At 39.8% G+C, this 26206-nt stretch carries 19 protein-coding genes; 12 read left to right on the top strand and 7 right to left on the bottom strand.

Features of this window, described 5'->3' with window-relative positions:
* Entirely contained in the window at positions 1–348 is a 348-nt protein-coding gene (locus I597_RS02565; RefSeq protein ID WP_035326054.1) for a hypothetical protein, read from the bottom strand.
* Positions 349–561: 213 nt separating this feature from the next.
* Here I597_RS02565 and I597_RS02560 point away from each other — a divergent pair, with 213 nt between their 5' ends.
* The 5 genes from I597_RS02560 (at position 562) to I597_RS02540 (ending at position 8268) form a co-directional block, all read left to right on the top strand.
* On the top strand, positions 562–1944 hold the full coding sequence (locus I597_RS02560; protein WP_035326053.1) for an MATE family efflux transporter: 1383 nt from the start codon (positions 562–564) through the stop codon (positions 1942–1944).
* A gap of 308 nt (positions 1945–2252) precedes the next feature.
* Positions 2253–5354, top strand: coding sequence for a WD40/YVTN/BNR-like repeat-containing protein (locus I597_RS02555; RefSeq protein WP_035326051.1), 3102 nt, complete (start codon positions 2253–2255; stop codon positions 5352–5354).
* Positions 5355–5435: 81 nt separating this feature from the next.
* Positions 5436–5987 carry a CopD family protein gene (locus tag I597_RS02550; RefSeq protein ID WP_035326049.1) on the top strand — a complete coding sequence of 184 codons (552 nt, stop codon included), beginning with the start codon at positions 5436–5438 and terminating at the stop codon, positions 5985–5987.
* A gap of 47 nt (positions 5988–6034) precedes the next feature.
* A complete protein-coding gene (locus tag I597_RS02545; RefSeq protein WP_052112018.1) occupies positions 6035–7435 on the top strand; it encodes a sensor histidine kinase in 1401 nt (466 codons plus the stop codon).
* Between the two features lie 62 nt (positions 7436–7497).
* Positions 7498–8268 (top strand): enoyl-CoA hydratase/isomerase family protein, encoded by a 771-nt coding sequence (locus tag I597_RS02540; RefSeq protein ID WP_035326045.1) that lies wholly within the window; start codon positions 7498–7500, stop codon positions 8266–8268.
* Positions 8269–8331: 63 nt separating this feature from the next.
* Here the strand turns inward: I597_RS02540 and I597_RS02535 are convergent, their stop codons facing one another.
* Entirely contained in the window at positions 8332–9744 is a 1413-nt protein-coding gene (locus tag I597_RS02535; protein WP_035326043.1) for a Gfo/Idh/MocA family protein, read from the bottom strand.
* A gap of 210 nt (positions 9745–9954) precedes the next feature.
* Here I597_RS02535 and I597_RS02530 point away from each other — a divergent pair, with 210 nt between their 5' ends.
* From I597_RS02530 to I597_RS02520, 3 genes are all read left to right on the top strand, one after another.
* Positions 9955–12408, top strand: coding sequence for a TonB-dependent receptor plug domain-containing protein (locus tag I597_RS02530; protein WP_035326042.1), 2454 nt, complete (start codon positions 9955–9957; stop codon positions 12406–12408).
* 185 nt (positions 12409–12593) lie between these two features.
* The gene (locus I597_RS02525) at positions 12594–16487 is read left to right on the top strand and encodes a carboxypeptidase-like regulatory domain-containing protein (protein ID WP_035326041.1); all 3894 of its coding nucleotides are present in this window, start codon (positions 12594–12596) and stop codon (positions 16485–16487) included.
* 198 nt (positions 16488–16685) lie between these two features.
* Positions 16686–18614 (top strand): S9 family peptidase, encoded by a 1929-nt coding sequence (locus tag I597_RS02520; RefSeq protein ID WP_081964990.1) that lies wholly within the window; start codon positions 16686–16688, stop codon positions 18612–18614.
* 72 nt (positions 18615–18686) lie between these two features.
* On the opposite strand, the gene I597_RS02515 is transcribed toward I597_RS02520, so the two are convergent.
* Positions 18687–19343, bottom strand: a complete 657-nt coding sequence (locus tag I597_RS02515; protein ID WP_035326040.1) for an HD domain-containing protein — start codon at positions 19341–19343, stop codon at positions 18687–18689.
* 140 nt (positions 19344–19483) lie between these two features.
* Complete coding sequence (locus I597_RS02510) at positions 19484–19897, bottom strand: BrxA/BrxB family bacilliredoxin (RefSeq protein WP_035326039.1); 414 nt, start codon at positions 19895–19897, stop codon at positions 19484–19486.
* A 197-nt stretch (positions 19898–20094) separates the two neighbouring features.
* Between I597_RS02510 and I597_RS02505 the strand changes: the two genes are divergently transcribed.
* On the top strand, positions 20095–20862 hold the full coding sequence (locus I597_RS02505) for a tellurite resistance TerB family protein (RefSeq protein ID WP_035326037.1): 768 nt from the start codon (positions 20095–20097) through the stop codon (positions 20860–20862).
* A gap of 62 nt (positions 20863–20924) precedes the next feature.
* Complete coding sequence (locus I597_RS02500; RefSeq protein ID WP_035326035.1) at positions 20925–21596, top strand: haloacid dehalogenase type II; 672 nt, start codon at positions 20925–20927, stop codon at positions 21594–21596.
* Between the two features lie 4 nt (positions 21597–21600).
* On the opposite strand, the gene I597_RS02495 is transcribed toward I597_RS02500, so the two are convergent.
* Positions 21601–22812 (bottom strand): lycopene cyclase family protein, encoded by a 1212-nt coding sequence (locus I597_RS02495; protein WP_236626642.1) that lies wholly within the window; start codon positions 22810–22812, stop codon positions 21601–21603.
* On the opposite strand from I597_RS02495, the gene pdeM reads away from it, so the two are divergent.
* Together pdeM and I597_RS02485 are read left to right on the top strand one after the other, a co-directional pair.
* Complete coding sequence (gene pdeM, locus I597_RS02490; RefSeq protein WP_035326033.1) at positions 22792–23424, top strand: ligase-associated DNA damage response endonuclease PdeM; 633 nt, start codon at positions 22792–22794, stop codon at positions 23422–23424. The genes I597_RS02495 and pdeM overlap by 21 nt on opposite strands.
* Positions 23425–23487: 63 nt before the next feature.
* Complete coding sequence (locus tag I597_RS02485; protein ID WP_035328866.1) at positions 23488–24288, top strand: hypothetical protein; 801 nt, start codon at positions 23488–23490, stop codon at positions 24286–24288.
* Here the strand turns inward: I597_RS02485 and I597_RS02480 are convergent.
* On the bottom strand, positions 24285–25634 hold the full coding sequence (locus tag I597_RS02480) for a dihydrolipoyl dehydrogenase family protein (protein WP_035326031.1): 1350 nt from the start codon (positions 25632–25634) through the stop codon (positions 24285–24287). The two genes, I597_RS02485 and I597_RS02480, sit on opposite strands and share 4 nt — an antisense overlap.
* Before the next feature lie 119 nt (positions 25635–25753).
* On the bottom strand, positions 25754–26191 hold the full coding sequence (locus tag I597_RS02475; RefSeq protein ID WP_035326029.1) for a DoxX family protein: 438 nt from the start codon (positions 26189–26191) through the stop codon (positions 25754–25756).
* Positions 26192–26206: the final 15 nt, after the last annotated feature.

The following is a 26206-nucleotide window of genomic DNA, read 5'->3' as shown; positions in this document are numbered from 1 at the left end:
CTATTTAATGGCCGAAGATGCTCCTGATTCTATATAAGTTGATTTTGCACCAAACTCAACCTCTTTTATAGCCGTTATGGCATTATCAAGTGTTTTAAATAGTTTGATAGGGTACTTTGTAAAATTTTGCTCAAAATGAATTACTTTTTTTGTAGTTATTTTGTCTGCTACAATATGTAAAGCATTAATGTCTGGATAGTAGGGGCATTTCATATAGACTATGGGGTCTATTGTAAAATCTACTGTTCTGTCAAAGATGAAACCGTACTTAAGCCCGTTGTAAAATGAGCGAGAGTGCTCGTGAAGGTCTATAGTTTTTTTAATATCTAATACGATTCCTTCTTTCATTTTGCATATTATAAAAGTTTTATAAAACTCAATAGTTGCAAAAGGAAGATTTTTGACTTGAATTAAATTGCTCATTTGGCGATAAGTTTGGGAGGCTTTAATTTACTGTAATACAGCATTTTGTATTTGTCAAAAGTAAAAAATTCATTACCTAGCTTACGTTAAAACTTTGATAACATTTAATCACTTTATAAAATAGAGTATATACATATTTTGAGCACTAAAAGATCTACAACCCTAGGCACACAACCCATATCAAAGTTGCTCGTACAGCAAGCCGTTCCTGCGTCTATAGGAATCCTTGTAATGTCACTTAATATGATTGTAGACACCATCTTTGTAGGAAGATGGATAGGTCCTCTTGCCATTAGTGCCATTACAGTAGTTATACCCGTAACCTTTTTTATAGCAGCTATAGGCCTTGCCGTAGGTATAGGTGGCAGTTCTGTACTGTCTAGAGCCTTAGGTTCTGGTGATGATGATAAGGCGCTTCGAGTTTTTGGTAATCAAATAACACTCACATTTTTAGTATCTGGATTACTAGCAATTCTAGGACTCGTTTTTCAAAATACGCTCATCGAGTTTTTTGGAGCAGATGATTCTTTTAAAGATATGGCGCTCACCTATTACCGCATTGTACTTTACGGTATTGTAATGCTTGCAATGTGTATGATGGGTAACAACGTGATACGAGCAGAGGGTAAACCCAAGTTTGCGATGTATGCGATGATTCTCCCAGCCATAGGTAATATAGGGATGGATTACCTCCTTATTAATGTACTAGGGTATGGGATGGAAGGCGCTGCCTGGGCAACATTTGCGAGTTATGCGGTGTGTTTTGCTTTTATTGTGTGGTTTTTCATATTCAAGAGCGAACTCAGAATTGTACCTAAATGCCTTGTGCTTACAAGAAAAATTGTTTCAGAAATTTCTGGTTTGAGCTCTGTAACACTTGCAAGACAAGGAGTAATTTCTGTGCTCACTATATTACTTAACAATGTACTTATCAATTATGGTGACGCCCTAGACGTCGCTAGTTACGGGATTATAAGCAGGATGTTAATGTTTGCATTGTTTCCCGTGATAGGGGTCACACAAGGATTTATGCCTATCGCTAGTTATAATTATGGAGCAAACCAATATGCGCGCGTGCGAGAAACCATTAAGACTTCCATTCTCTATGCAGGCGGTCTTGCACTAGCTATTTTTATAATCATTATGACGGTACCAGATTTTTTTGTGTCTTGGTTTATAAGCGATAGTAATGCACAAGCCCAGGCGGTAGCAGATAATAAAGTGTTGATGGAACGCACCCCTAATGCACTACGCACTGTCTTTGCCGCGACGCCTGTAATTGTAATACAGTTAATAGGAGCTGTGTATTTTCAAGCCATAGGTAAAGCGATACCAGCTTTACTGCTCAGCCTTACGAAACAAGGCTTCTTCTTAATCCCGCTTATACTCATATTACCTAACTTTTTTGGTGTTTGGGGAGTATGGATTGCATTTCCTATTGCAGATGTGCTTTCTACCGTGGTAACAGGCTATTTTTTAAGGCGTGATGTAAAAAATAATCTTGTGGTAATAGAAGAGTAATATTTCTGCGCTTTCGCGAAAAAGTGAAGCACTCCAAAACGTATCTCTTTCATTTCGAGCTTGTCGAGAAATCGAACACCCGTGAGCCGTTGGGTATTCATAGATTTTCTGAGATTGAAGTGTGATCTCTCCTTCGTCGAGATGAGGATTACTTGTCTTATTTGCTTCGTTATTAAGATGATAATAATGACGTTAATTTTATAGAGATTATAAGGTATACGCTTTCGCGAAAGCGTTAAAAATTCATCCTTGCTTCTTACTTCATAGAGAATTGTGTAATTTTCTTAGCTATAACAAACACAATCCAAATGAAGACAAAATTATGCTACCTATTACTGGCGGTGTGCTCAGTATTATCTTTTGATACGTTTGCACAAACACCAGACCCCTCTACTTACGAAGCTTTAGAATATAGACTCATTGGCCCTTTCCGAGGTGGTCGAAGTGCTGCCGTCACTGGAGTGCCGGGACAGCCAGACCTATTTTATATGGGAAGTACTGGTGGTGGCGTGTGGCGCACTACAGATGGTGGTAAAGAATGGGAAAATATCTCAGATGGCTATTTTGGAGGAAGTATAGGAGCCGTTGAGGTTTCAAAAAGCGACCCAAATGTGATTTACGTAGGTGGTGGTGAGAAAACATTAAGAGGTAACGTATCTTCTGGATATGGTATCTGGAAGTCTGAAGATGCAGGGAAAACCTGGATACAATCTGGGCTTAAAAACAGCCGTCACGTACCTAGAATACGTGTCCATCCTACTAATTCTGATATTGTATATGCAGGAGTTTTAGGTAACATTTACAAACCAACTCAAGAGCGTGGTGTTTATAAAAGTACAGATGGTGGTAAGACGTGGAGAAAAACACTTTTCTCAAATGCAGATAGTGGGGTTGTAGACTTAATTATAGATCCAAACAACCCACGTGTACTGTACGCTACTACGTGGAATGCTCGCAGGACTCCGTACAGTTTAAGTTCTGGGGGAGAAGGATCGGCCGTGTGGAAAAGTACAGACAGCGGTGAGACGTGGAAGGAGATTTCTACAAACGATGGTTTTGCCGAAGGTATACTTGGGATTATGGGAATCACTGTTTCTCCAGCAAACAGTAACCGTCTGTATGCAATGGTAGAAAATCAAGAGCAAGGAGGTTTATACACCTCTACAGACGCAGGTACGACTTGGAAAAAAATAAACAGTGAGCGCAAGCTACGCCAGCGTGCTTGGTATTACACACGTCTATATGCAGATACTAAGGATGAGAATACCGTGTATGTATTAAACGTGCGTTACCACAAATCTACAGATGGAGGTAAAACCTTCAGTACACATAACGCACCGCACGGAGATCATCACGATTTATGGATAGCTCCAGAAGATCCTAACCGTATGATTATAGGTGACGATGGTGGCGCGCAAGTGTCTTATGATGGTGGTCGCTCTTGGAGTACCTATATGAACCAGCCTACGGCTCAGTTTTATCGTGTGACTACAGATAATGCGTTTCCGTACAGAATTTATGTAGCGCAGCAAGATAATAGCACAATACGTATCCCGCACCGCACAGAAGGTGGTAGCATTACAGAAAATGACTGGGAGAGTACCGCTGGTGGTGAGTCTGCACATATAGCTGTAGATCCAGAAAATAATGAGATTGTGTATGGAGGTAGCTACGACGGATTCTTAACGCGTGTAAACCACGAGAAAAACACGGTACGTAGCGTATCTGTATGGCCAGATAACCCAATGGGTCACGGTGTGGAGGATATGAAATACCGCTTCCAGTGGAATTTCCCTATTATCTTTTCAAAGCATAATCCTAACAGGTTGTACACCTTCTCACAAAGCGTACACGTGAGTGAAAATGAAGGTCAAAGCTGGGAAGTAATTAGTGGTGATCTTACGACTAACGACCCAGAAAAAATGAAATCTTCTGGAGGACCTATCACACAAGATAATACTTCTGTAGAGTACTACTGTACCATTTTTGCAGCGGCAGAGTCTCCTTTTAAGGAAGGCCTTTTATGGGTAGGTAGTGATGATGGTCTGGTACACGTAACTCGTAATGGAGGACAATCTTGGGAAAACGTAACCCCTAAAGGAATGCCAGAAAATATGATGATTAATAGTGTGGAGCCATCTGCCTTTGAAGAAGGAACGGCCTACGTGGCTGGAACACGTTATAAATTAGGTGATTTTGCTCCTTATTTATATAAAACTACAGACTACGGTAAGTCGTGGAAAAAGATAACAAGTGGTATACCTGCAGAGCATTTTACACGCGTAGTGCGCGAGGACCCAAAACAAAAAGGGTTATTATACGCCGGTACAGAGACGGGTATGTACATCAGTTTTGACGATGGTAAAAACTGGAAATCATTCCAACTTAACTTGCCTATCGTTCCTATTACAGACCTTACGATTAAGGATGATAACCTCATTGTAGCAACGCAGGGACGTAGCCTTTGGATTATAGATGATTTAGGAATGTTGCATCAGTCCGCTTTCGCGAAAGCGGGATCAAATAAGTTGTTTAAACCTAAGAAAACGTACCGAATGGGCGGCCGTGGTGGTAGATCGAGCCTTACAGCTGGAACTAATCATCCAGGTGGTGTGATGACTTATTTTAACCTGAAGGATTTTGATAAGAAAAAGGATACTGTTACCCTTACCTATATGAGTATGGCGGGTGATACCTTACAATCATATAGTACAGGTAGTACAAAGAAAAAGCTGAAAGCCAAAAAAGGCGGAAATATGTTTGCTTGGAATACTAGAATTGACGGTGCAGAGCGTCTAGATGGTATGATATTATGGTGGGCAAGTCTTGACGGGCCACAAGCAGTACCTGGTAATTATAAAGTGTCACTTAACGTAAATGGTGATGTGCAAACAGAGACCTTTGAGATTGTTGCAAATCCTAATGCAGAGGCGACAGTGGCAGATATGCAGAAGCAACACGACTTTATTTCTGATGTAAATACATCTGTAGACAGAGCGCATCAGAGTATCAAAAAGATTAGAAAAATCAATAAGCAACTCAAGTCATTTACTGCCCAGTATAAAGACGACCCACGTACAGAAGCACTGCGTGAGAAGGCAAAAACGATGCAGGAAGAGTTTGGTAAGATTGAGAAAGAACTCTATCAGACCAAGAACCGTTCTGGTCAAGACCCACTTAACTTCCCTATTAAGTTAACTAATAAATTAGGGCATTTAAACAGCCTTGTAGGTATGGGAGATTTTGGACCTACAGACCAAGACGTAGCTGTAAAAAATGAACTTACGGCAGCAATCAATACACAACTCAATGCCTTTGATACAATGCTAGATGCAGAGGTGTCTAAGTTTAATGAAGAGTTTAATAGCTTGAAGTTAGATTACCTTTTTGTAGAAGATGCAAAGGAGTAAATAAAGTAATATTCTTATTAGAAAGGCGCAGAAGAAATTCTGCGCCTTTATTGTTTTGTCTTGCTTCGTATCTTTACCATTATGGCAGAATACTACCTTTATTTCAAATCCCTACATATCATTTTTGTGGTCACTTGGTTTGCTGGCTTATTTTATATGCCGCGTCTTTTTGTATATCAAGTAGAAGCTAGTGAAAAACCATCACCAGATAAAGAGATACTTGGTAAGCAATTGGGCTTAATGGCACACCGCCTATGGAAGATTATTACAGGCCCTTCTATGGTGCTTACTGTGATTTTTGGGAGTTTGATGTTTTATATAAATCCAGGGCTTTTTAGTGCCCCGTGGATGCATATTAAACTTGCTTTTATTGTATTGTTATTTTTATATCATTGGAAAACTTGGCGTATACATAAGACATTTCAAGCGGGTAATTTTAAATACACCTCTAGACAAATGCGCCTCTGGAACGAGGGAGCAACGCTTATACTTTTTGCGGTTGTTTTTCTAGCGGTCACAAAAAGCACAACCAATTGGATTTTTGGAATGTTAGGTCTTGTAGGTCTGGCAGTATTATTGATGCTAGGCATAAAACTGTATAAGAAAATACAAGATAAAAATCCAGATGCCTAATGCTCACTTTTAATCGTACATCCCTCGGCACAAAAATCTTTACCTCAATGCTTGCATTGGTATTGATTGCCTTCTTGATGATTGCTGCTGTCACTTACTTTCAATACAAAGAGCAAATAAGAGACTATAATGAGGAACGATTAGAACGTAAAGAGTCTTCAATAAAAAAGACGATAGATTTTGTACTAGACAACACCAGCTGGGAGCTCAAGACAGATAGAATTCCGTATATCTTTAAGGAGAAAATATATGAGATTGCTAGCATACAGGGTGAGAACCTTACAATGTATGATCTAGATGGAGAGCCATTAATATCATCTACAGATCAATTATTTGACAGTCCTGCACAAAAAAAACTATGCCTTGAGACCTTAGAAAACTTAGAAAAGTCTGAAGAAAAACGATATGTAAATCAGCTGGATGGTGAGGTGTCTCAACAATTGTCTTATAGCTATATAAATGACCCTAAATATAGACCACTCGCCATACTTGAGATACAGTATGAAGATAGTGAGGCCTTTATTAATAAAGAGCTGCGTGAGATATTGTGGCGTCTGGTAGTGGTAAATATCCTTATGGTATTAACCGCAATATTACTGGCTTATTTTCTTGCGAGATACATTACAAAAACACTTAAAACGGTAGAGGATAACATAAAAGAAACCCAACTAGATAAGCGCAACGAGAAAATTGACACCACAGAGCTCCCATCAGAGCTCACAACTCTTGTAAACGCTTATAACGGGATGATAGACCAACTTGAGGGCAGCGCCGCAAAACTCGCGCAAAACGAGCGTGAGGCTGCCTGGAGAGAGATGGCAAAGCAAGTAGCTCACGAGATTAAAAATCCACTCACGCCTATGCGTCTCACCGTACAGAGCTTTGAGCGTAGGTTTGACCCAGAAGACCCCGAAGTTAACCAGAAGATAAAGGAATATAGCAGTACCCTCATACAGCAAATAGATACTATGAGCAGCATAGCAAGCGCCTTCTCAAACTTTGCCGATATGCCAGCACAGCAAAGCGAGATTCTCAATGTGCCTAATATCGTAAAACTCTCTGTAGATATTTTTAATGAGCGCTATATAGATTTCGCTTCCGCGAAAGAGGAGATTTTCGCAAATTTTGACCGCACACAACTTATTAGAGTAGTAACAAACTTGGTAAAAAATGCGGTGCAAGCCACAATGACCACAGAAGATCCAAAAATCTTAGTTGAGGTAAACGACCTAGATACACAAGTAGAAATAACTGTAACAGATAACGGAACCGGCATTTCTGAAGATAATTTACCGATGATTTTTGAGCCAAAATTTACAACCAAAACCAGTGGTATGGGACTGGGCCTCGCAATGGTAAAAAATATTGTGGAGACCTATAAAGGAACAATTACCTTTACAACACAAGAGGGAGAAGGCACAGTTTTTAGAGTTATCTTCCCAAAATAAATAAGTATAAGCGTCACATTTTTTGGCGTATAAAAAAGACTTTTATAAACTAACATATAGCTATGTACAATAACATACTTTCAGAAACTTCAGATAGCATCACGACTATCACGATAAACAGACCTTCAAAACTTAACGCTCTTAACAAGGAGACTATAGAGGAGCTTCATACCGCTTTCGCGAAAGCGGAAGAAGATACAGACGTACGCGTTGTGATCATTACCGGATCTGGAGAGAAGGCATTTGTAGCAGGAGCAGACATTTCTGAATTTGCAAACTTCTCTGAAGAGCAAGGTGCAGAGCTAGCAAGAAAAGGGCAAGAATTACTTTTTGACTACGTTGCCGAAATGGGTACTCCAGTTATAGCAGCCGTAAACGGTTTTGCACTGGGAGGTGGTCTAGAACTGGCAATGGCAGCACATTTTAGAATCGCTAGTGATAATGCTCGTATGGGACTTCCAGAGGTGAGTCTAGGTGTGATACCAGGTTATGGAGGTACACAGCGCTTGCCACAACTAGTAGGTAAAGGGCGTGCGATGGAGATGATTATGACTGCCGGAATGATAGATGCAAATACGGCACTTGAGTACGGACTTATAAACCACATCACAGCACAAGAAGAATTAGTGCCTCTAGCAAATAAACTAGGCGGAAAGATTATGCGTAACTCACCTATGGCAATTGCCGCAGCGATTAATGCTGTAAACGCAGGTTATGAAAATGGTGTAGATGGGTTTGATACAGAGATAGAAGAATTTGGCGGGTGTTTTGGTACAGAAGACTTTACCGAAGGAACCACGGCATTTCTTGAAAAGAGAAAGGCTGAGTTTTAAGTCAGGTAAAATTATATGATTTAAAAAAGTCTGTAACCTAATGGTTACAGACTTTTTTATTTTTTAAATCTCCCATCCCTTTCGATACTCACGTTTTACCCAGGCATTTGCCTCTTCATAATTAGTCACGCGCATATTATCTCCATCCCACTTAATAGTGCGACGCCCAGGGTAGTTATACGGGTCCCAGTCGCCAGACTTTTTACCAGGTTTAAATTCTTTCTTTTGGTATGCTTTTATAGCAAGATTCCCCATTAAAACAGCCTCGGTAAGTGGCCCGCCATAAGAAAATGGTGATGAGGTGCTGCCTCCATTTATACAAGCTTCTATCCACTCACCTGCGTGACCGGTGGTCACTCTTTTTATAGTTTGTGGTACTGCCGCCATATCTTTCATACGCTCGCTAGGTAATAAACGAGGGTTACCGCTATAGGTGTCTGTTATCATAATACCATCACTACCATAAAAGATGCTTCCGCCGCCGTCTTTACCTGGTGTTTCACCTTCGCCTAGCTCGCTTGGTAGGTCGGGCATAATACCGCCATCATACCAGTTAAGACCCACATCACCTTGTGTAGGTGACTTAAACTTAAGTCTTACAATAGAACTAGGAGGGCAGGCCTCTGGATAATCTGCCTCTACAAAATCTCCAGACCATATAGTGGTACAACTAGCCTCTGCTTCATAAGGAAAACCAAGTTCTAGCGCTTTAAATGGAGTTTCCATAATATGACAACCCATATCACCCATTGCTCCTGTACCAAAATCCCAAAAACCACGCCACTTAAAAGGTAGGTAGTTTTCATTATAAGGTCTGTAACTAGCTGGGCCTAACCATAAGTCCCAATCTAGGTTTTTTGGGATAGGTTGCCCTTCTGTAATATGTTTAAATCCTTGTGGCCACACGGGTCTGTTTGTCCAGCAATCTACACGAGAGACGGTACCTATAACCCCCGCGTTTATCCACTCTTGGGCGGTTCTTATACCATCGCTTGAAGCACCTTGGTTACCCATTTGAGTCACAATACCCTGCTCTTTTGCCACTTGCGCCATAAGCCTAGCTTCATAAATATTATGAGTAAGAGGCTTCTCTACATAGGCGTGTTTGTTTTCACGCATAAAAGGTAATGAGATGGTTGCGTGTGTGTGATCTGGAGTACCCACCATTATGGCATCTATATCTTTAATGTGATTGTCATAGAGTTTTCTAAAATCTCTGTACGTCTTTGCTTTAGGGTGCATTTTAAAGCTTGCTGCACCGCGATTATCATCTACATCACATAGGGCAACAAATTTTACCTTACCATACTGGGTAAGCTCATTTACAACACCGCCACCACGGCCGCCCACACCTATTGCACCTATGTATAACGTGTCTGATGGAGCAACGTGATTACCACCCAAGACAAAGCTAGGGACGATTGTAAAAGCCGCACTTGCTGCAGCAGATTTTTGAAGAAAAGAACGACGTTTCATAGGGTTTATGTTTTATAAGCTCACTAAAGATATTAAAATCATTTTAATAGATGTAAACCACTTAATTGATTCATTTATAAATGAGGTATTACCATATGATATTGGTTGATAGTGTTTTTAGACTAATTGTTAACTAATATTTAACGTCTTCAGTTGTTACATAAAAGACTATTTACTGTCATATTTGCACTTCATCAATTAATCAATAAAATGAATCATTTTCGTTTAATATTTACGCTTTTAGTATCACTACTAAGTTTTTATTCTTATTCTCAAACAGTCTTTAGAGGTGTAGTCCTTGAGGAAGGCTCAAAAAAGCCTATTGTGGCAAAGGTGGGTGTATCTGATCAAGGTGCTGGTGTCACCTCTGGAACCAATGGTAGATTTCTCTACAGAAAATATGACCAAGTCGTTTCTCCAGAAAGTGAACTTGTTATCTCTGCAAAAGGGTATGAGTCAGTAAGTATTTCTGGTGATGACCTTCGTAATTTATATAATATCACGAGTACCATTTATTTAAACCCTGGTGTTTCTAAAGATGTAAAACCTCTTAATGAAGCAAAGGATATAGTTATTTTTTGGGATGTTTCTGCTTCGGCAAAGAGCCAAAATAGTAATAAGGCTATAGATTTTGTTAATGCCTACTTAGCAACACTTTCGTCGCCAGCCGTTCGTTTTGTAGCTTTTAATGATAAGGTTGTTTTAGATAAAAAAATCACAGCTGCGGCAGATGGGACTTTCGCTTTAAGCGAAATAATAAAAAATATTAATTACACTGGAGCGACAGATTACTCACTTATAGATGCAAGTAATACTGATGTTGCTATTGTAGTGTCTGATGGAGAGCAAAGTTTTGGGAACATTGAGTTACCGCGCACAAGCCGTTTATATACCGTAAATACGGTTGCCACTGCAAATCACGAGCGTATGATGGCAGATGCCTCATTTTATAATGGATCTTATATTCCTCTTTTTGCTACTACTGCAGATCAAGCAACCGAGCGTATACAAGCGGGAGGTGCATTTAAAAAAATAGATTTTAGTAAGGCGCAAGCAACGGTAAAAGGTGTAGTGTCTAGTACAAATGGACCTATACAAGGAGCTGCAGTTTCTTTAAGAGGTACCCTTAACGAGTACCTTACTAAGGCAGATGGAACTTTTAACATACCTGCCGTAGAGGGTGATGTGCTTCAAATAAGATATTTAGGAATGTATCCCAAAGATGTGTTGGTCACAAAAGATCCAGTAATACAGGTAGAAATGATACCACAAGCAGATATGCTGGATGAGGTGTTACTTACTGGTAATGCTAAGTCTAAAGAGAAGAAAGTAGATGCAGGTAACGGTGTAGCTAAGTCAAAAGAGTCTGTAGGATATGCTGTAAATACCATAACGGCAGAAAACATAAAGCCTAACGCAACATTTCTAGGCGATGCCATACGAGGGAATTTTGCAGGAGTACAGGTATTAGGACCTCCTGGTAGTGAGCGATTTTTAATACGCGGGGGTAATATGTCTATTAACAATGAGTTGCCGCCTCTGTGGGTTGTAGATGGAGCTCCATTTGCAGATGTACCATATTATCTCGATCCTCAAAATATTAAGAGTATTACAATTTTAAAATCTGCCATTGCAACGGTACGTTATGGTACCATAGCAAGTGGAGGAGCTTTTCTAGTAAAAACAAAGGCTGCAAATCCTGATGCTGTAAAAGCAAAGGGTATTGTAGATAGAGCTCTTGTAAAAGGTAATGATTACAGTGAGACACTAGCAGATATGGTTGTAGAAACCTCACCTTACATAACAGCACTTGATAAAGAATCTACTGTAGCTGCAAAGTATAAAAAGTATCAAGCGCTTTCAAAAAACTTTAAGAATTCGGTTTCCTTTTATGCAGATAATGCAGAGTATTTTCAAAAAATAGCACCTGCAAAGGCAGAGCTTATACGCCTACAACTTGCAGAGGTGGCTGGAGAAAATGTAAAGGCACTGCGCATACTTAGTTACTTATATGAAGCCGCTGGCTCTTATAAACGTAATGCGCAAGTAAGTGAGCGCATCGTAGCACTAGCACCTAGAGAGGCACAATCATATCGTGATCTGGCACTAGCATACACCTTAAGCGGTGATTATAATAAAGCGCTAGAACTATACATTAATATGCTAGGAGAGCGCATACTAGGGGTAGATTTTTCTGAAATAGAAGTACCTCTAGGTAACGAGTTGAGACACCTTGTCGCACTACATAAAGATAAAATCGAATTTAACAGGCTACCTAACGAGTGGCTCACTAATAATCTTGAGATGGATATCAGATTAGTCATAAACTGGTCTGAGCAAGATGCTCCATTTATTTTTCAGTTTGTAAACCCTAAGAAGAAATTTTATACGTGGGATCACACCTTATTTGATAATAAAGAGCGGTTACTTAAAGAGCGTAAAATGGGATTCCAGTTTGAGGAGTTTGTTATAGATGACGCAAAAGCCGGTGAGTGGATTGTAAACGTACAGTACCTAGGTGAAGAGGCAACCTTTGCCATACCTCCTTACTTAAAATACACCGTGTATAGAAACTACGGAACTTCAAAAGAGACTAAAGAAGTAAAGGTTGTAAAGCTATTTGAGCAAAAAGACAAGGTGTCTCTGGGTAGAATAAACTTATAAGGTCACATCACATATACCGATATCTTAAAATTGTAAGATATATCTTTCAATAAAGGCTTGCTTTAAAAAAAAGTAAGCCTTTATCGGTTATACCCTATAACGCCGACATTTAAGTATCTTTAATTGTCTAAAAATCAAATAGATGATTTTAAGGTCAATCTGTTTATCAATCAATTCATCAAACTATGAGAACTAATGTATACATCATTACCTGCCTATTGCTGGCAAGCTTATCGCTTAATGCACAAACCATTTTTAGAGGAACCGTGGTCGCCGCGGGGTCAAAAACGCCTATTGAAAATGCAAAAATAGGTGTCACAAATCAAGGCGTGGGAGTCACGAGCAATGCTCAAGGAGCCTTTTCTTATAAGAAATATCACGAGACCCTGTCAGACACAGACCAGCTCATCGTATCTGCACCTGGTTTTGAAACCATACACTTAAACGCGACAGATGTGAGAGCCTTGCTCAATAGATCTAGCGCTATTGTTTTAGAAAAGGGCTCACCACAAGAAACCCCAGCAATTACACATCTCAAGATATTTTGGGATATCTCTGAGGGTATGCAAGATCGCAACCTCAATAAAGAACTTGCCTTTGTAAAACAATATTTGGCAGCTCTTAATGAGCCTAAGGTTACCCTTGAGGTGTTTAATAAGGATATCATAAGAACGGAGGTTTGGAAAAAGTGGGATGGAGATATGGACCGCTTTCGCGAAAGCGTAACCCAGCAAACCTATAATGCCCCGTCTAATTATAGCATACTAAGTTTAGAAGATGCAGATGCCGTTTTATTACTCTCAAATGGAGTGCCTAACTATGGTAAACTTAATGCAGATCAAGATATTCCAGTTGTACCCTATACCACAGTACAAACTACCGAAGGCCAGCAATACCTCGCTGCACTGGCTAAGTATACTTCTGGAACTGTAAAAAAAGCAGTTGCTCAAGCACCAGTTGTTGAGAATGTAACCCCAACTGTAAATCGCAAAAACCGCATATATTCTGGTGAGATAACGTCACTTACTCAAAAAATATCTGGAACGATACAAAGCCTAGGGAAACCATTACAAGGAGCAACCATTGTTGTAAAAGGAGATTTAAAAGAATATACTACAGATGCAAATGGTGTTTTTCAAGTAGAAGCAGCAGCTGGAGATATACTACTTGTACAAGCGCTAGGGATGTTTCCTAAGGCGGTAGCGGTACAAGAGCAAAATAATTATGATATAAAAATGCTACCCAGCAGTGATCAACTAGAGGAGGTGGTGCTTACTGCAAGGCGTGAGAAAATTTTTGCAGGTGATAAAATTATAGAAGGTACAAATGAGCCTAATATGCCAGGAGGCATAACGAGCTTAGGAGATTTTTATATTACAGATAAAGACATCACACCAGATGGACAAAGTTTAGAACGCGTATTAAGAAAGAATTTTAAAGGTGTACAGGTAAGTTATACAGAAAAGGGTGAAGTAGTCACCATTTTTGGTAAGAGACCTAATTGGATTGTAAATGGGGTAATGGTGAGACAAGGACAACCTATACCATTATATATTCCAGATAATGAGATTCTCTCTGTAATTATAAAAGACAACCCACTTTCTACAAATATTAAATATGGTGGAGAAGGAGACCGAGGCTTACAAGTACTGGTAACTACAAAGAGTTATAGAAAAGATGCTATTAAAAACATAGCCCTTGTAACCGGCAATGATTATACAGAAGAGGTAGAAGACCGCTCTACTACTGCAGCACAAGTTACTGGTGTGGTTACAAGCCCCAACGGCCCCTTACAAGGCGCAGAAGTTGTACGTAAGGGTTCACTAGATATTGTTTACACAAAGGCTGATGGAACCTTTAATCTCGCAGCAAAAAACGGAGATATCCTCATTATCTCTAGCCTAGGGATGTTTACAAAGGAGATTGCGGTTACAGATGAGAAGGAGTATACGGTAAATTTATTACCCAGTAGTGATTTACTAGACGAGGTAGTCTTAAATGGTGCTAAAACCGCAAGGGAGAAACTCTTCGAGAAAAAGGATGCGATAAAAAGCAAAAGTAGTTTTGCGTCAAATGTATTATTTAAAGAGGAGCTTGAAAAAAAAGGGTATTCAAATCTTATAGATGTGATGAATGGAAAGTTTGCTGGAATGAGATTGGATAAGAAACCTTCTGGGCGATATTTTGTTAATACGCGAGGTGGGGGAGCATACGCTGTTATCATTGATGGTGTTCTACGGGAGCCAACTATTTTAGAACAGATACCTCCCTCTAGTATAGCAATGCTGCAGATAACAAAAACAGTAGCCGCTGGAACAAAGTATGGCATACCAACTCCTAACGGAGCAATAGATATTACAACGCAGGGCTTTGCAGGTTTTAAGAATAGAGATAAAAAACCTAAATCTGCCCTTATAACTGGTAACGATTATACAGAAGAGGTAGAAGACCGCTCTGTTACTGCGGCACAAGTGACGGGTGTAATAACCTCAGGAGCAAAACCTTTAAAGGGAGCTGCAATCACAAAAAAAGGCACTTTTAACGAGGTATATACAGATGCAAATGGCCGTTTTACCATCACCGCAGCTATAGATGATGTCCTTGTAGTGAGTGCACCAGCTATGTTTACAAAAGAGGTGTTGATAGAAACTCAAGATATGGGTGCAATAACCTTAACTTCAAAAAGCAATGACCTAGATGAGGTCGTGCTAGAAGGGCGCGAGCGTGTAGATAACACGGTAGAGACAGCTTATGGTAAAACCAGTGGTGATAAAATAGGCTATGCTACAGGAGAGATTAGTACAAGAAATTATAGTGCTGGGTACACCAGTCTAGACCAGCTCATAAAGGGTAAGGTAAGTGGCGTGACGGTAAACAGTGGTCTACTCACAGGCCAAGCAACTACTTATAAAATACGTGGCGGCTCACAATCTATTACAAATGATGTACCTCCTATATGGATTGTAAATGGAACTCCTTATCAAGATCCTCCATCATTTTTGGATGTAAACCAGATAGACAATATCTCGGTACTTAAATCTGTGGTCGCAACCTCTCGTTATGGATCGCTTGCAGCAGGAGGGGCTTTTCTTATAAAAACCAAAGAAGCAAATTTTGAAGCAAAGGCTGCCAAAAATAAACAGAGCGCCCTGGTTTCTGGTAACGAGTATACGGGTGATGTTACTGGTAGTATAGACACTGCATTGCCTTCGTATATTTTACGCTTTCGCGAAAGCGGAACCCCGCAACAGCAATTTGCACTTTACAAGAAGTTGTCTCGTACCCAAGAGTCGCCACTAGAGTATTATGTAGATGCCGCACAGTATTTTCAAACCATATACCCAAAACTTGCAGATGAGGTGCGCTCAGACCTTGCCTACATCGCTCGTAATAATACAAAGGCGTTACGCACACTGTCATATCTATATGAACTAGTAAATGATACGGGAAATATCGTACTTGTAAACGAGCGCATTGCAAAAATTGCTCCCAGCGAGTCTCAGTCATACCGAGATCTAGCATTGGCTTATCAAAATGATGAGCAGTATGATAAGGCACTTGAGTTGTACATAAATATGCTGGGAGAGCAAATAAAGGGTGTAAACTTTGACGGCTTAGAGAAGCCACTGCGCAGTGAGTTGAGCCGTCTAGTTGCATTACATAAAGATAAAATAGATTATAGTAGATTGCCTAATGAGTGGCTACGCACAGACTTTAAGGTAGATATGCGTATGACCATAGATTGGTCTGACAAGTCGGTTCCTTTTGAGTTTCAGTTTGTAAACCCGCAAAAGAAGTTCTTTAAGTGGACACACACGCTAGAAGAAACTAGAGACCGCCTTAAAGCCGAACAGAAAGAAGGTTTTCAGACCGAAGAGTTTATTATAGATGACGCCCCAGCTGGAGAGTGGTTAATTAATGTGCAGTATCTAGGTAATGAGGGTGATTATGTATTACCTCCATTTTTAAAATACACCGTATACCGCAATTATGGGACTGCAAAGGAAACAAAAGAAGTACGTGTTATAAAACTATTTAAACAAGTAGATAAAGTTACACTAGGTAAAATAGTGATGTAAAAACCCTAAGTCATAATTTTATATGGTAAAGCCCTCTTTTGAGGGCTTTTTTTATGCTTATAAGAGCACACTTCTCAATGCTAGAAAATAAGATTTTTATAACAGCTAAGCATTTTAAAATCTAGTATCTTGTTGTTCTTAAAGAAGAACAAATCTTAGGTGTCTACATATCTTGATACCTTTTACCAAACAGATTTAATGAAGACAGAAAAAACACTACCAGGTAATACAGCACTCCCGTCTACAGAAGCAGATCTTGCAAAGCTCATCGCACAAGAAGATGGAGATTTTAAATATAAAGTAGAAGATTACTTTCAGACACCAGATGCGTACGCTTTTAAACTCTCTCCAGATGGAAATTATCTCTCGTATATGAAGCGTCGTGAGGGTGGTAAACGTGATTTGTTTTTAAAAAATACAACCACTCAAGAGGAGCTATTGCTTGTAGAGCAGCAAGAAGATCTCATACGTAGCTACTTCTGGGCAAGCCCAGATAGAATAGTCTACTCTCAAGATAAGGGCGGTGATGAAAATTACCACCTTTTTGGTGTAAACTTAGATGGCAGTGGTAATGAGGAGCTCACCCCTTTTGATAATGTGCGTGTAGGCATACTTGCCACGCTCAAAGAAGATGAAGACCACGTTATTGTGCAGATGAATAAAGATAACCCTGCGCAAGAAGAGCCTTATAAACTCAATATTAAAACGGGCGCTATAGAGAAGCTGTATACCGTAAAGGAAGGAGATAACCCTGTTGCTGGATACGATTTTGACAAAGATGGAAACCTAAGAGCCATCTCAAAAATCATAAACGGGGTCGATATGGAACTCTTCTATAACATAGATGGCGAGTTTAAAAAAATAATGGAAGTTCCCTTTGGAGAGTCTTTTGGTATTATTCGGTTTGACTATGCGTCAGATAATCCAGATGCGGCATATGTAATTTCAAATCTCGAGACAGATAAAACAGAAATACAACGTTATGACTTAAAGGCAAATAAGGTGCTCGAGACAATGTACAGAGATGATACGTATGATGTGAGCGGGATTACGCTTTCGCGAAAGCGCAATTACGAGATAGATTACTACTCACATAACGGTGAGAAGACGGTCATTGTACCTGTGAGCGAAACGTATAAAAAAGTACAAGCGCGGTTGCAAAAAGATTTTGGCGACAAAGATTTTTATGTAGTAGGAAGAACAGACGATGAGCATAAAATGATGGTTGTAGTAACTAGTGACCGCATTATAGGTGAATATCATTTATATGATGTAGAAAACGATACCGTTACCTTACTTTATAAAATACTCCCGCAACTTAAGGAGGAAGATATGGCTGCTATGGACCCTATTACTTTTACCAGTAGAGATGGTGTGACCTTGCACGGGTATCTCACCTTGCCTAATGATATTAAAGAGGGAGAAAAAGTGCCTATGATTGTAAATCCTCACGGTGGGCCTCAGGGTATACGTGATAGTTGGGGTTTTAATGCAGAGGCACAACTTTTTGCGAGTCGTGGCTATGCGACCTTGCACGTAAACTTTAGAATTTCTGGAGGGTATGGTAAGGAGTTTTACACTTCTGGTTTTGGCCAGATAGGTCGCAAAGCGATGGATGATGTAGAAGATGGTGTAGATTATGTGGTAAGCCTAGGAGCAATAGATAAAGATAAAGTAGCCATTTATGGCGCAAGCCACGGTGGCTATGCCGTGCTGCGCGGTATGACTAAAACTCCAGAAAAATATGCTTGTGGTGTAGACTATGTGGGGGTGAGCAATTTGCACACTTTTATGAGTACAATACCCGCTTACTGGGAGAAGTACCGTGATATGCTACATACCATCTGGTATAACCCAAACAAGCCAGAAGAAAAGAAAATAATGGATGAGGTATCTCCTGCACTACACGTAGATAAAATTGTAAAACCTCTTTTTGTGGTACAAGGAGCAAATGACCCTAGGGTTAATATAGATGAGGCAGACCAAATAGTAGCACAACTTCGAGCACGAGGGGTTGATGTTCCTTATATGGTAAAGTATGATGAAGGCCACGGCTTTGGTAAAGAAGAAAACACCCTTGAGCTGTATAAAGCGATGATGGGCTTCTTTGCAACGCATCTTAAATAAATATTTAGTAAGAGTCAAAAAGCCCTAAGCACTTATAATGCTTAGGGCTTTTTTATTAAATGCTCGCTAGGTTTATTTTGAGCCTTCCCACTCACGGTAGAATTGCTCCAGAAAACCTTCCATATAAGCGTGACGTTTTTCGGCAATTTTTTTTCCGGTCTTCGTGTTCATACGGTCTTTGAGTAGGAGTAATTTTTCATAAAAATGATTGATAGTAGGCGCGGTACTCTTTTTATACTCATCTACAGTCATATCTAACTGTGGTTTGACCTCTGGGTCATACAATTTGCGGTTTTTAAAACCGCCATAATTAAAGGTGCGAGCAATACCTATGGCACCTATGGCATCTAGCCTGTCTGCATCTTGTACAACATCTAGCTCTGGCGAGGTAAACTCTTGGGCCTTATTACCGCCTTTAAAAGAGATATTTTTTATAATCTGTACCACGTGCTCTATAACGGCGCTGTCACAGTTTTGACTTATAAGAAACTTGGTTGCCATTTTTGGCGCAACGGTTTCATCTCCGTTAAAAAATTTTGAATCTGCAATATCGTGTAGCAGTGCTCCTAGTGCAACCACAAGCTCATCTACAGGCTCACCTTTTGCAATGTGCATTGCATTGTTATAAACACGTTCTATATGAAACCAGTCGTGACCACCTTCGGCATTTGCTAGGGTTGCTTTTACAAAGGTGATGGTGTTTTCTATAAGAGTTTGCTGTTGGCTCATACTATAATTTAATAATGCTATAAAGATGGATTAAAGTTCGTGAGATTTATGGAGAGTAACAAGTCCGCTTTCGCGAAAGCGTGTATAAAAAAAGACCGCTCTATAAAAGCGGTCTCCATATTATTACAAGAAGTGTTGTACTAGCTTGCGTGCTCTTCAAAAGCATCCATAAGGTTTTCTGCAATTATCTCTGCAGGTCTTCCTTCAATGTGGTGACGCTCTATCATATGTACTAGCTCTCCGTCTTTAAAAAGTGCCATAGATGGGCTAGATGGAGGAAATGGTACCATATAAGAACGAGCAAGATTTGTAGCCTCTCCATCTACTCCTGCAAATACAGTATAGATGTTATCTGGCTTCTTACCGTTAACAACTGCGTGTACAGCAGCTGGACGCGCGTTACGAGCAGCACAACCACAAACAGAGTTTACAACCATAAGGGTTGTACCTTCTTTTTTCATTGCAGCTTCTACGTCTTCTTTTGTATGTAATTCTGTGAAGCCATTTCTGGTAAGGTCTTCACGCATTGGTTTTACTAAATCTGGTGGATACATAATCAATTTATTTTGAATACAAATATACAAAAAGCATACCTTGATACTAAGACGGAAAAAATGGCAGATTATTACACAAACAAATTATGTTTCTATGTGGGAGGTGGTAAGTATGGCGGGATGGCGTAACAATAAAATAGTCCTCACGTCTAATGGTTAGAACCCGTAAATTTGCGGGATAAGAATAGAATGTAAGTATGATTAAATATATAGGTGCTGTAGTAGGTTACTTTTTGGGACGTGGATTTTTTGGAGCTGTTATAGGATACTTTCTAGGTAGTGCTGTAGATATGTTTATGGACCAAGGTAAAAAAACGGGTCAAAGCGGTAGTACAGGCCAGCGTTTTAAAACCGTTTTTGAACAAGCTACACAGCAAAGTGTTTCTCCAGGAGATTTTGAGCTCAACTTGCTATCACTTGCTTCTATAGTCATAAAGGCAGATGGTAAAGTAAGCCAGAATGAGTTAGACTATGCTAGACAATACTTTGTGAGAGCATATGGTAAAGAACGTGCAAATGCCACTTTTAGAACCTTTAATACTGTAATTAAAGATAGAGAGATTTCTGCCACACGTATATGTACCTACCTCAATAGTCGTACTCGTTATGAGGTGCGATTACAAATTTTACACTTTTTATTTGGCATTGCACAGGCAGATGGTCAAGTGAGCCAGCCAGAGGTAAATGTGCTAGGTACTATAGCAGGATATTTTAGAATAAATCATCAAGATTTTGAGAGTATAAAAAATATGTTTGTTAAGAAAGCAGACAGTGCCTATAAAATCTTAGAGATAGATAAATCTGCTAGTAATGATGAGGTAAAGAAAGCCTTTAGAACAATGGTAAAAAAGTACCATCCAGATAAACTTATGGATATGGACGAAGCCTACAGAGCCGGCGCTGAAGAGAAATTCCGTAATGTACAAGAGGCTTACGAGCAAATCCAGAAGGAACGCGGTATGTAATCTTACTATTTCTTTAAGAGTTCTTTGCGTTGTGGCTGCTTAACTTTGTGTAAAAAGACATAATGAAAAAGCCATCTACCCTATTTTTTGATGTAAATGAGACACTTCTTGATCTTGGTTTCTTAAAAGAAAAAATCACCAGTGCACTAGATGATAGAGGAGAGCTCGTCTCCTTATGGTTTAGCACCTTATTGCATTACTCACTCGTGGCAAATACGATTGAGGCTTATAAAGACTTTGGCGAGATAGGCGTAGCTGCACTACAGATGGTAGCTGCTGGTAATGATATCACACTCAAAAAACAGCAAGCAGAAGCTGCTGTAATAATACCCTTCAAAAAGCTTCAGCCTTATAGCGAGGTAAGAACATCACTGCTAGTATTGAGAGAACAAGGTTTTAGACTTGTAGCGCTCACTAACTCTTCACAAAAAGGCCTTGAAGAAAAACTAGAATTTGCGGGTATTGCAGATTGTTTTGACACCTTGCTTAGTTGTGAACCTGTTCAAAAATTTAAACCAGCCCCAGAAGTTTATAACTGGGCAATGACTACTATAGGTGTGCTTCCAGAAAATGCAATGATGATTGCTGCACACGGCTGGGATATTGCCGGAGCGCAAAATGCAGGAATGCAAACAGCATTTATAAATAGACCAGGTAAAGAGCAGTACCCACTTGTACCAGAGGCAGATTATGTGGTAGATGACTTGAGCCAACTAGCAAGTGTAATCAAGTAACTCACTATTTAAAAACAACCTTTAAAGCGGCTTTAAGAAAGGGAATTTTTGGTGCACTTAACACCACTTTAAATTCATCTGTGAGGGATGACTCTTCATCAAGGAATCTAAAAATATGACCAGCTTTTCCCTTTTTAAACATTCGGGTAAAAATGGAGGCGCCTTGCTCGTTATGTTTTGCCAGAACTTCTAGTAATACAGCATCATAAAATTGCCACCTGTTTTTAATATTGTAGGAGGTAAAAGGAGTGTCAGATTTTAAAAAATCGAGAAGGGATTTAGACTTTTTAAGCGTGTGCGTAAAGGTATATCCTGTACTTGCTTTTGTCCAGCCGCCTGCAGTACCTATATGTAGTATGTGTGCTGTGTTGTGCTGTGTAAAATCATAGGTAGTCATAGGGATGCTTCCTTGCTCACGATCTATAATCTCATAGTTTTCTACACCTAGATTTTTGAGATAAGTTTTGATAGCATTTTCATATTCGGCTTTAGAGAGGAGTTTTTCAGAAAACAGGGTGTATTCTAAAAGTGCCTCTGTGGTAGATGTAGGTAAAACGTACATAAACCTGCAATGTCCCTCCTGCTTTATGCTAAAATCCATATAAGTTGCCTGCTCTGGATCAAAAACAGGTTTCTGGGTCTTTACAAACCAACCTATAAAATGTTGCTGTAGTACAACAGCTTGCGTTTGCCTCTTGAGCAAGCTGGGTTTATAAATGCTATTAAGTACCGCAGGACTTTCAAAAATTCCTATACCTGTAGTTACTGTTGCTTTTCCGTCTAGTGTGGTTGTAGTACTAACAGATGCTTCTATAAACGTGATATTGCTATGTTGCGATAATTCCGCTTTCACGAAAGCGTACAAACCAGCACTTTCTATCTTTTTATACGTGTAAGGCGCAATGTCGATATGACTATGCACTCCCTCACCTTTTATTAAAACCGAAGGCCAGGTATATGAAACAATCGCTTCATACATAGAAGGTTCTATCTCCCAGAAGCACCAAGTGCGGTCATTACTTTTATTGAGGTCTTGGTCTATGATGGCGATACTCTTTTTTGAAAAAAAGGGATCTCTTGCCATACGCAAGGCAGTAGTAAGTCCAGAAAGACCAGCGCCCAGAATGATATAATCGTAGTGAGTTTGCACGTGATAAAGATACGTGTAAAAGATGGAGTGCTGTATCTTTGTAGGGTGACAAAAACGAGTATTCATAACAACACATTTACACTCTTACCTACAGGCACAATGTTCTGGGAGGAGCAAGAGATTCTTTTTATAGCAGATGTACACTTAGGTAAGGTGGCTCATTTTAGAAAACACGGTAGCGCGGTACCACAAGAGGCAATACTCAAGAATTTTGAATTACTAGACGAGGCTATTTCTTGTTGTGACCCTAAGGAGGTTTGCTTTCTGGGAGATCTTTTCCATTCTGCGATAAATACAGAATGGCTTTATTTTGAAAAATGGGTTAATGCTCAAACAGCTCAGATTACGCTTGTTACCGGTAATCACGACATCATAAATCCAGAGCGCTTTAAGCAATTGGGTATAAAAATGTTTGATGAGCGAGTGATAGATACATTTTTGCTCACGCATATCCCTGAGGAGCGTGAGGGGTATTTTAATTTTTGTGGCCACATTCACCCTGGGGTTAGACTAAAGGGTTTAGGAAGGCAAGTAATGAAGTTGCCTTGTTTCTTTAAAAAAGAGAACCAACTTATTTTACCTGCCTTTGGAGAGTTTACAGGTAACTACATACTTGAGCCAGAGGCTGGTGATGAGGTGTTTGTTGTAACTCCAGAGGAGGTAATCCTTGTGGAGTAGATTTGTGATTATGTTAATACAGCAAGTCTTTGCACGGCTGTAACTTTACTTAAAATAATGGCTATGAAGAAAATATATGCAATTGTAAATACACTATCTGTATTGCTTGTACTCGCAGTAAACGGACTCTCACAAGCCCAGCGCTGGAATAATACTACGATAGGTGAAGCTTCAGATAAGTATGAGAATTTATTTACTCCAGCAGGATATGCATTTTCTATCTGGGGAGTAATTTTCTTAATGCTCATAGCTTATAGTGTTTTTCAAATACGCCGAGCTTTTTTTAGTAAGAAAGAATCACCGTTTATTGTAAAGACTGGCTGGTGGTTTGCTATTGCAAATGTGCTCAACGCAGCTTGGGTGGTTGCATTTACTTATGAATACATAGCGCTATCGGTTATTATAATGATAGGCATACTATGTAGTTTACTTCTTGTGGTATGGCGCACTAATATGGAGCGCTGGGATGCGCCTATTGAGGTGATTGCCTTTGTGTGGTGGCCTATTTGTATCAACGCTGGCTGGATAGCCGTGGCTACTATCGCAAACTTTGCTGCCTTCTTTTCTAGTATTGATGTAAAGGGCACAGAGCTTAACGAAATTGTGTGGACTATGATTATGATTACAGTGGCGGTACTTATAAATGTACTTATGGTATGGTTACGTAATATGAGAGAGTTTGCGCTGGTTGCTGTGTGGGCACTTGTCGCGATATTCATAAGACATAAAGATCAATATGAGAGCATCGCTTATTACGCTTTACTAGGAGCAGTAGTATTAGTAATAATTACAATGCTACACGCTTTTAAGAATAAGGAAACCGCTCCTCATTTAAAATTCAAGGAACGGTTTCTTGATAATTAAACCATACTCTGCATATCACTTGCAAATGTAGGATATGCAAAAATCGTTTCTCTAAACTGTGTACAGGTTAGCTTCTGTTGTATTGCCATTGCAAATAAGTTGATCATCTCACTTGCCTCTGGCGCAAGAATCTCAGCGCCAAGTATCTCATCATTTTCACCTTTAAGCGTTTTGTAGCAATAGTTCTTTGAGTTTAATCTCTTTACACTAAACCAGTCTGGAACGTGCTCACTTAGTACTTTATAAGAAATGCCTTGCTCTTTTGCTTGGTCTTCTGTGAGGCCTACCATTGCTAGCTGTGGTGTGGTATAGACTGCTGTCGGTATTGCTGGAAAATCATATTTGGTATGTGTTCCAGTAGCCAGTTGTACACCTACGTGTCTACCTTCCTTACTAGACAGTGGTGTGAGTGGTAGAGAACCAGAGTCTGCTACATCGCCACAGGCATATACATTAGAGTTAGTAGTGCTTTGTAAATACTCATTTACCTTAATGCCTCTAGGTGTAGTTGCTACATTTCCTTTGTCAAGCGCAAGCATATCTACAGAGGGTACACGTCCAGAGGTATTAAAAACCATTTCGGCTTTTACGCTCTGCTCTTTGCCATCACGTGTATAAAAAACGCGTGTATTTTTTTGAAGCATTTCGGCGCGGATAACATCTGCATTAAAAATAAAGTTGATTCCTATTTTTTTTGACTCTTCTTCTAAGAGCCCCGTGATACTAGCATCAAACATTTTTAAAACACGCTCCCCACGTTCTATAATTGTTACATCTACACCACAGCGTGCCGCGATATGAGCAAACTCCATAGCGATATAACCTCCACCCACAAAGATAATGCTCTCTGGTAGGGCTGGAAGCTCAAGAAAATCGTCTGAGGTTTTAAACAACTCGGCACCTTCAAAGTGTAGCGGTCTAGGGATAAGACCAGAGGCAATAACGACCTTGTCTACCGTTACTTTTTTACCCTCAACGCTTAGAAGACCTTCCTCTATAAATTGAGGCGACTGGTGATACATTGTAATCCCTAGTTTATCTAGCGACTCTTCGGTTTTTACGGGCATTGCAGAGACAAACTTTTCTTTAAATTTTTGGAGCGCTTGCCAGTCTATTTTTGGAATTTCGGTCACGCCCACAGCTGTCATATCGCTCGTTCTAGCAATGATCTCACTGGCGTTAAGGAGTACTTTTTTTGGGTCACAGCCTCTATTTGCGCAGGTGCCACCATACTCACGATTATCTGCAATGGCTACTTTCATCCCCTCTTTGGCACAACGTGTTGCCACCTGTCTACCTGCGCTGCCCGATCCTATTACAAAAACGTCATAATGTTCAAATCCCATACCTTCTTTTTTTATAAAGGTACTGCGGTAATCTGCCTTTGGGTGTTATGAAAATTGTAAAATCTTAATCACGCTTTCGCGAAAGCGTACTCACAACCCTTTCAGAATCTATAAAAATATTACACCTGCTGGTTTGTAAAGCCGTCAACTACCATTTTAGAAGTGCCGTCTATGGCAAACGTATTGTGACGTAAATTTTTAATAAAAATGAAGAAGAAAATCACATAAATCATTTGTGAGCCTACCAGATCCCAGTCTTCCTTAAAAGAAGTTCCCGCCATTAATAATGTGATTAATACAAAACTTAAAGCTGCGGCAAGACGAGTTTTAAACCCTATAATTAATAAGATGCCAAGTACAAGCTCGACAATAGGTAGTCCAAAAGCGATAGGCTCCACCAGAGCGGGTGGTAACATTGTTCCCTCAAAACCTTTTGATAGTCCGCTGGCAAAGCCTTCCATTTTAGGAAGTCGCACTACCCCGTGCAATAAGAAGTTGATACCTATGGTAATACGCGCGATTACAAATGCTAGCTGATGATCTGTCCAATGTTTCATACTTTAAAAGTAGAA

It is taken from the genome of Dokdonia donghaensis DSW-1 (assembly GCF_001653755.1).
GTDB classification, from domain to species: domain Bacteria; phylum Bacteroidota; class Bacteroidia; order Flavobacteriales; family Flavobacteriaceae; genus Dokdonia; species Dokdonia donghaensis.
Note: the sequence above shows the minus strand (reverse complement) of the source record. Positions and strands in the feature narration are given on the sequence as shown.

Excerpts from the sequence above, each read along its gene's own strand:
- I597_RS02555 (WP_035326051.1), top strand. The coding sequence starts at position 2,253 with ATGAAGACAAAATTATGCTACCTATTACTGGCGGTGTGCTCAGTATTA.
- I597_RS02475 (WP_035326029.1), bottom strand. The coding sequence starts at position 26,191 with ATGAAACATTGGACAGATCATCAGCTAGCATTTGTAATCGCGCGTATT.
- I597_RS02480 (WP_035326031.1), bottom strand. The coding sequence starts at position 25,634 with ATGGGATTTGAACATTATGACGTTTTTGTAATAGGATCGGGCAGCGCA.
- I597_RS02565 (WP_035326054.1), bottom strand. The coding sequence starts at position 348 with ATGAAAGAAGGAATCGTATTAGATATTAAAAAAACTATAGACCTTCAC.
- I597_RS02515 (WP_035326040.1), bottom strand. The coding sequence starts at position 19,343 with ATGAGCCAACAGCAAACTCTTATAGAAAACACCATCACCTTTGTAAAA.
- I597_RS02545 (WP_052112018.1), top strand. The coding sequence starts at position 6,035 with ATGCTTGCATTGGTATTGATTGCCTTCTTGATGATTGCTGCTGTCACT.
- I597_RS02510 (WP_035326039.1), bottom strand. The coding sequence starts at position 19,897 with ATGTATCCACCAGATTTAGTAAAACCAATGCGTGAAGACCTTACCAGA.
- I597_RS02500 (WP_035326035.1), top strand. The coding sequence starts at position 20,925 with ATGAAAAAGCCATCTACCCTATTTTTTGATGTAAATGAGACACTTCTT.
- I597_RS02520 (WP_081964990.1), top strand. The coding sequence starts at position 16,686 with ATGAAGACAGAAAAAACACTACCAGGTAATACAGCACTCCCGTCTACA.
- I597_RS02505 (WP_035326037.1), top strand. The coding sequence starts at position 20,095 with ATGATTAAATATATAGGTGCTGTAGTAGGTTACTTTTTGGGACGTGGA.
- I597_RS02530 (WP_035326042.1), top strand. The coding sequence starts at position 9,955 with ATGAATCATTTTCGTTTAATATTTACGCTTTTAGTATCACTACTAAGT.
- I597_RS02535 (WP_035326043.1), bottom strand. The coding sequence starts at position 9,744 with ATGAAACGTCGTTCTTTTCTTCAAAAATCTGCTGCAGCAAGTGCGGCT.
- I597_RS02550 (WP_035326049.1), top strand. The coding sequence starts at position 5,436 with ATGGCAGAATACTACCTTTATTTCAAATCCCTACATATCATTTTTGTG.
- I597_RS02495 (WP_236626642.1), bottom strand. The coding sequence starts at position 22,812 with ATGAATACTCGTTTTTGTCACCCTACAAAGATACAGCACTCCATCTTT.
- I597_RS02485 (WP_035328866.1), top strand. The coding sequence starts at position 23,488 with ATGAAGAAAATATATGCAATTGTAAATACACTATCTGTATTGCTTGTA.
- I597_RS02525 (WP_035326041.1), top strand. The coding sequence starts at position 12,594 with ATGAGAACTAATGTATACATCATTACCTGCCTATTGCTGGCAAGCTTA.
- I597_RS02540 (WP_035326045.1), top strand. The coding sequence starts at position 7,498 with ATGTACAATAACATACTTTCAGAAACTTCAGATAGCATCACGACTATC.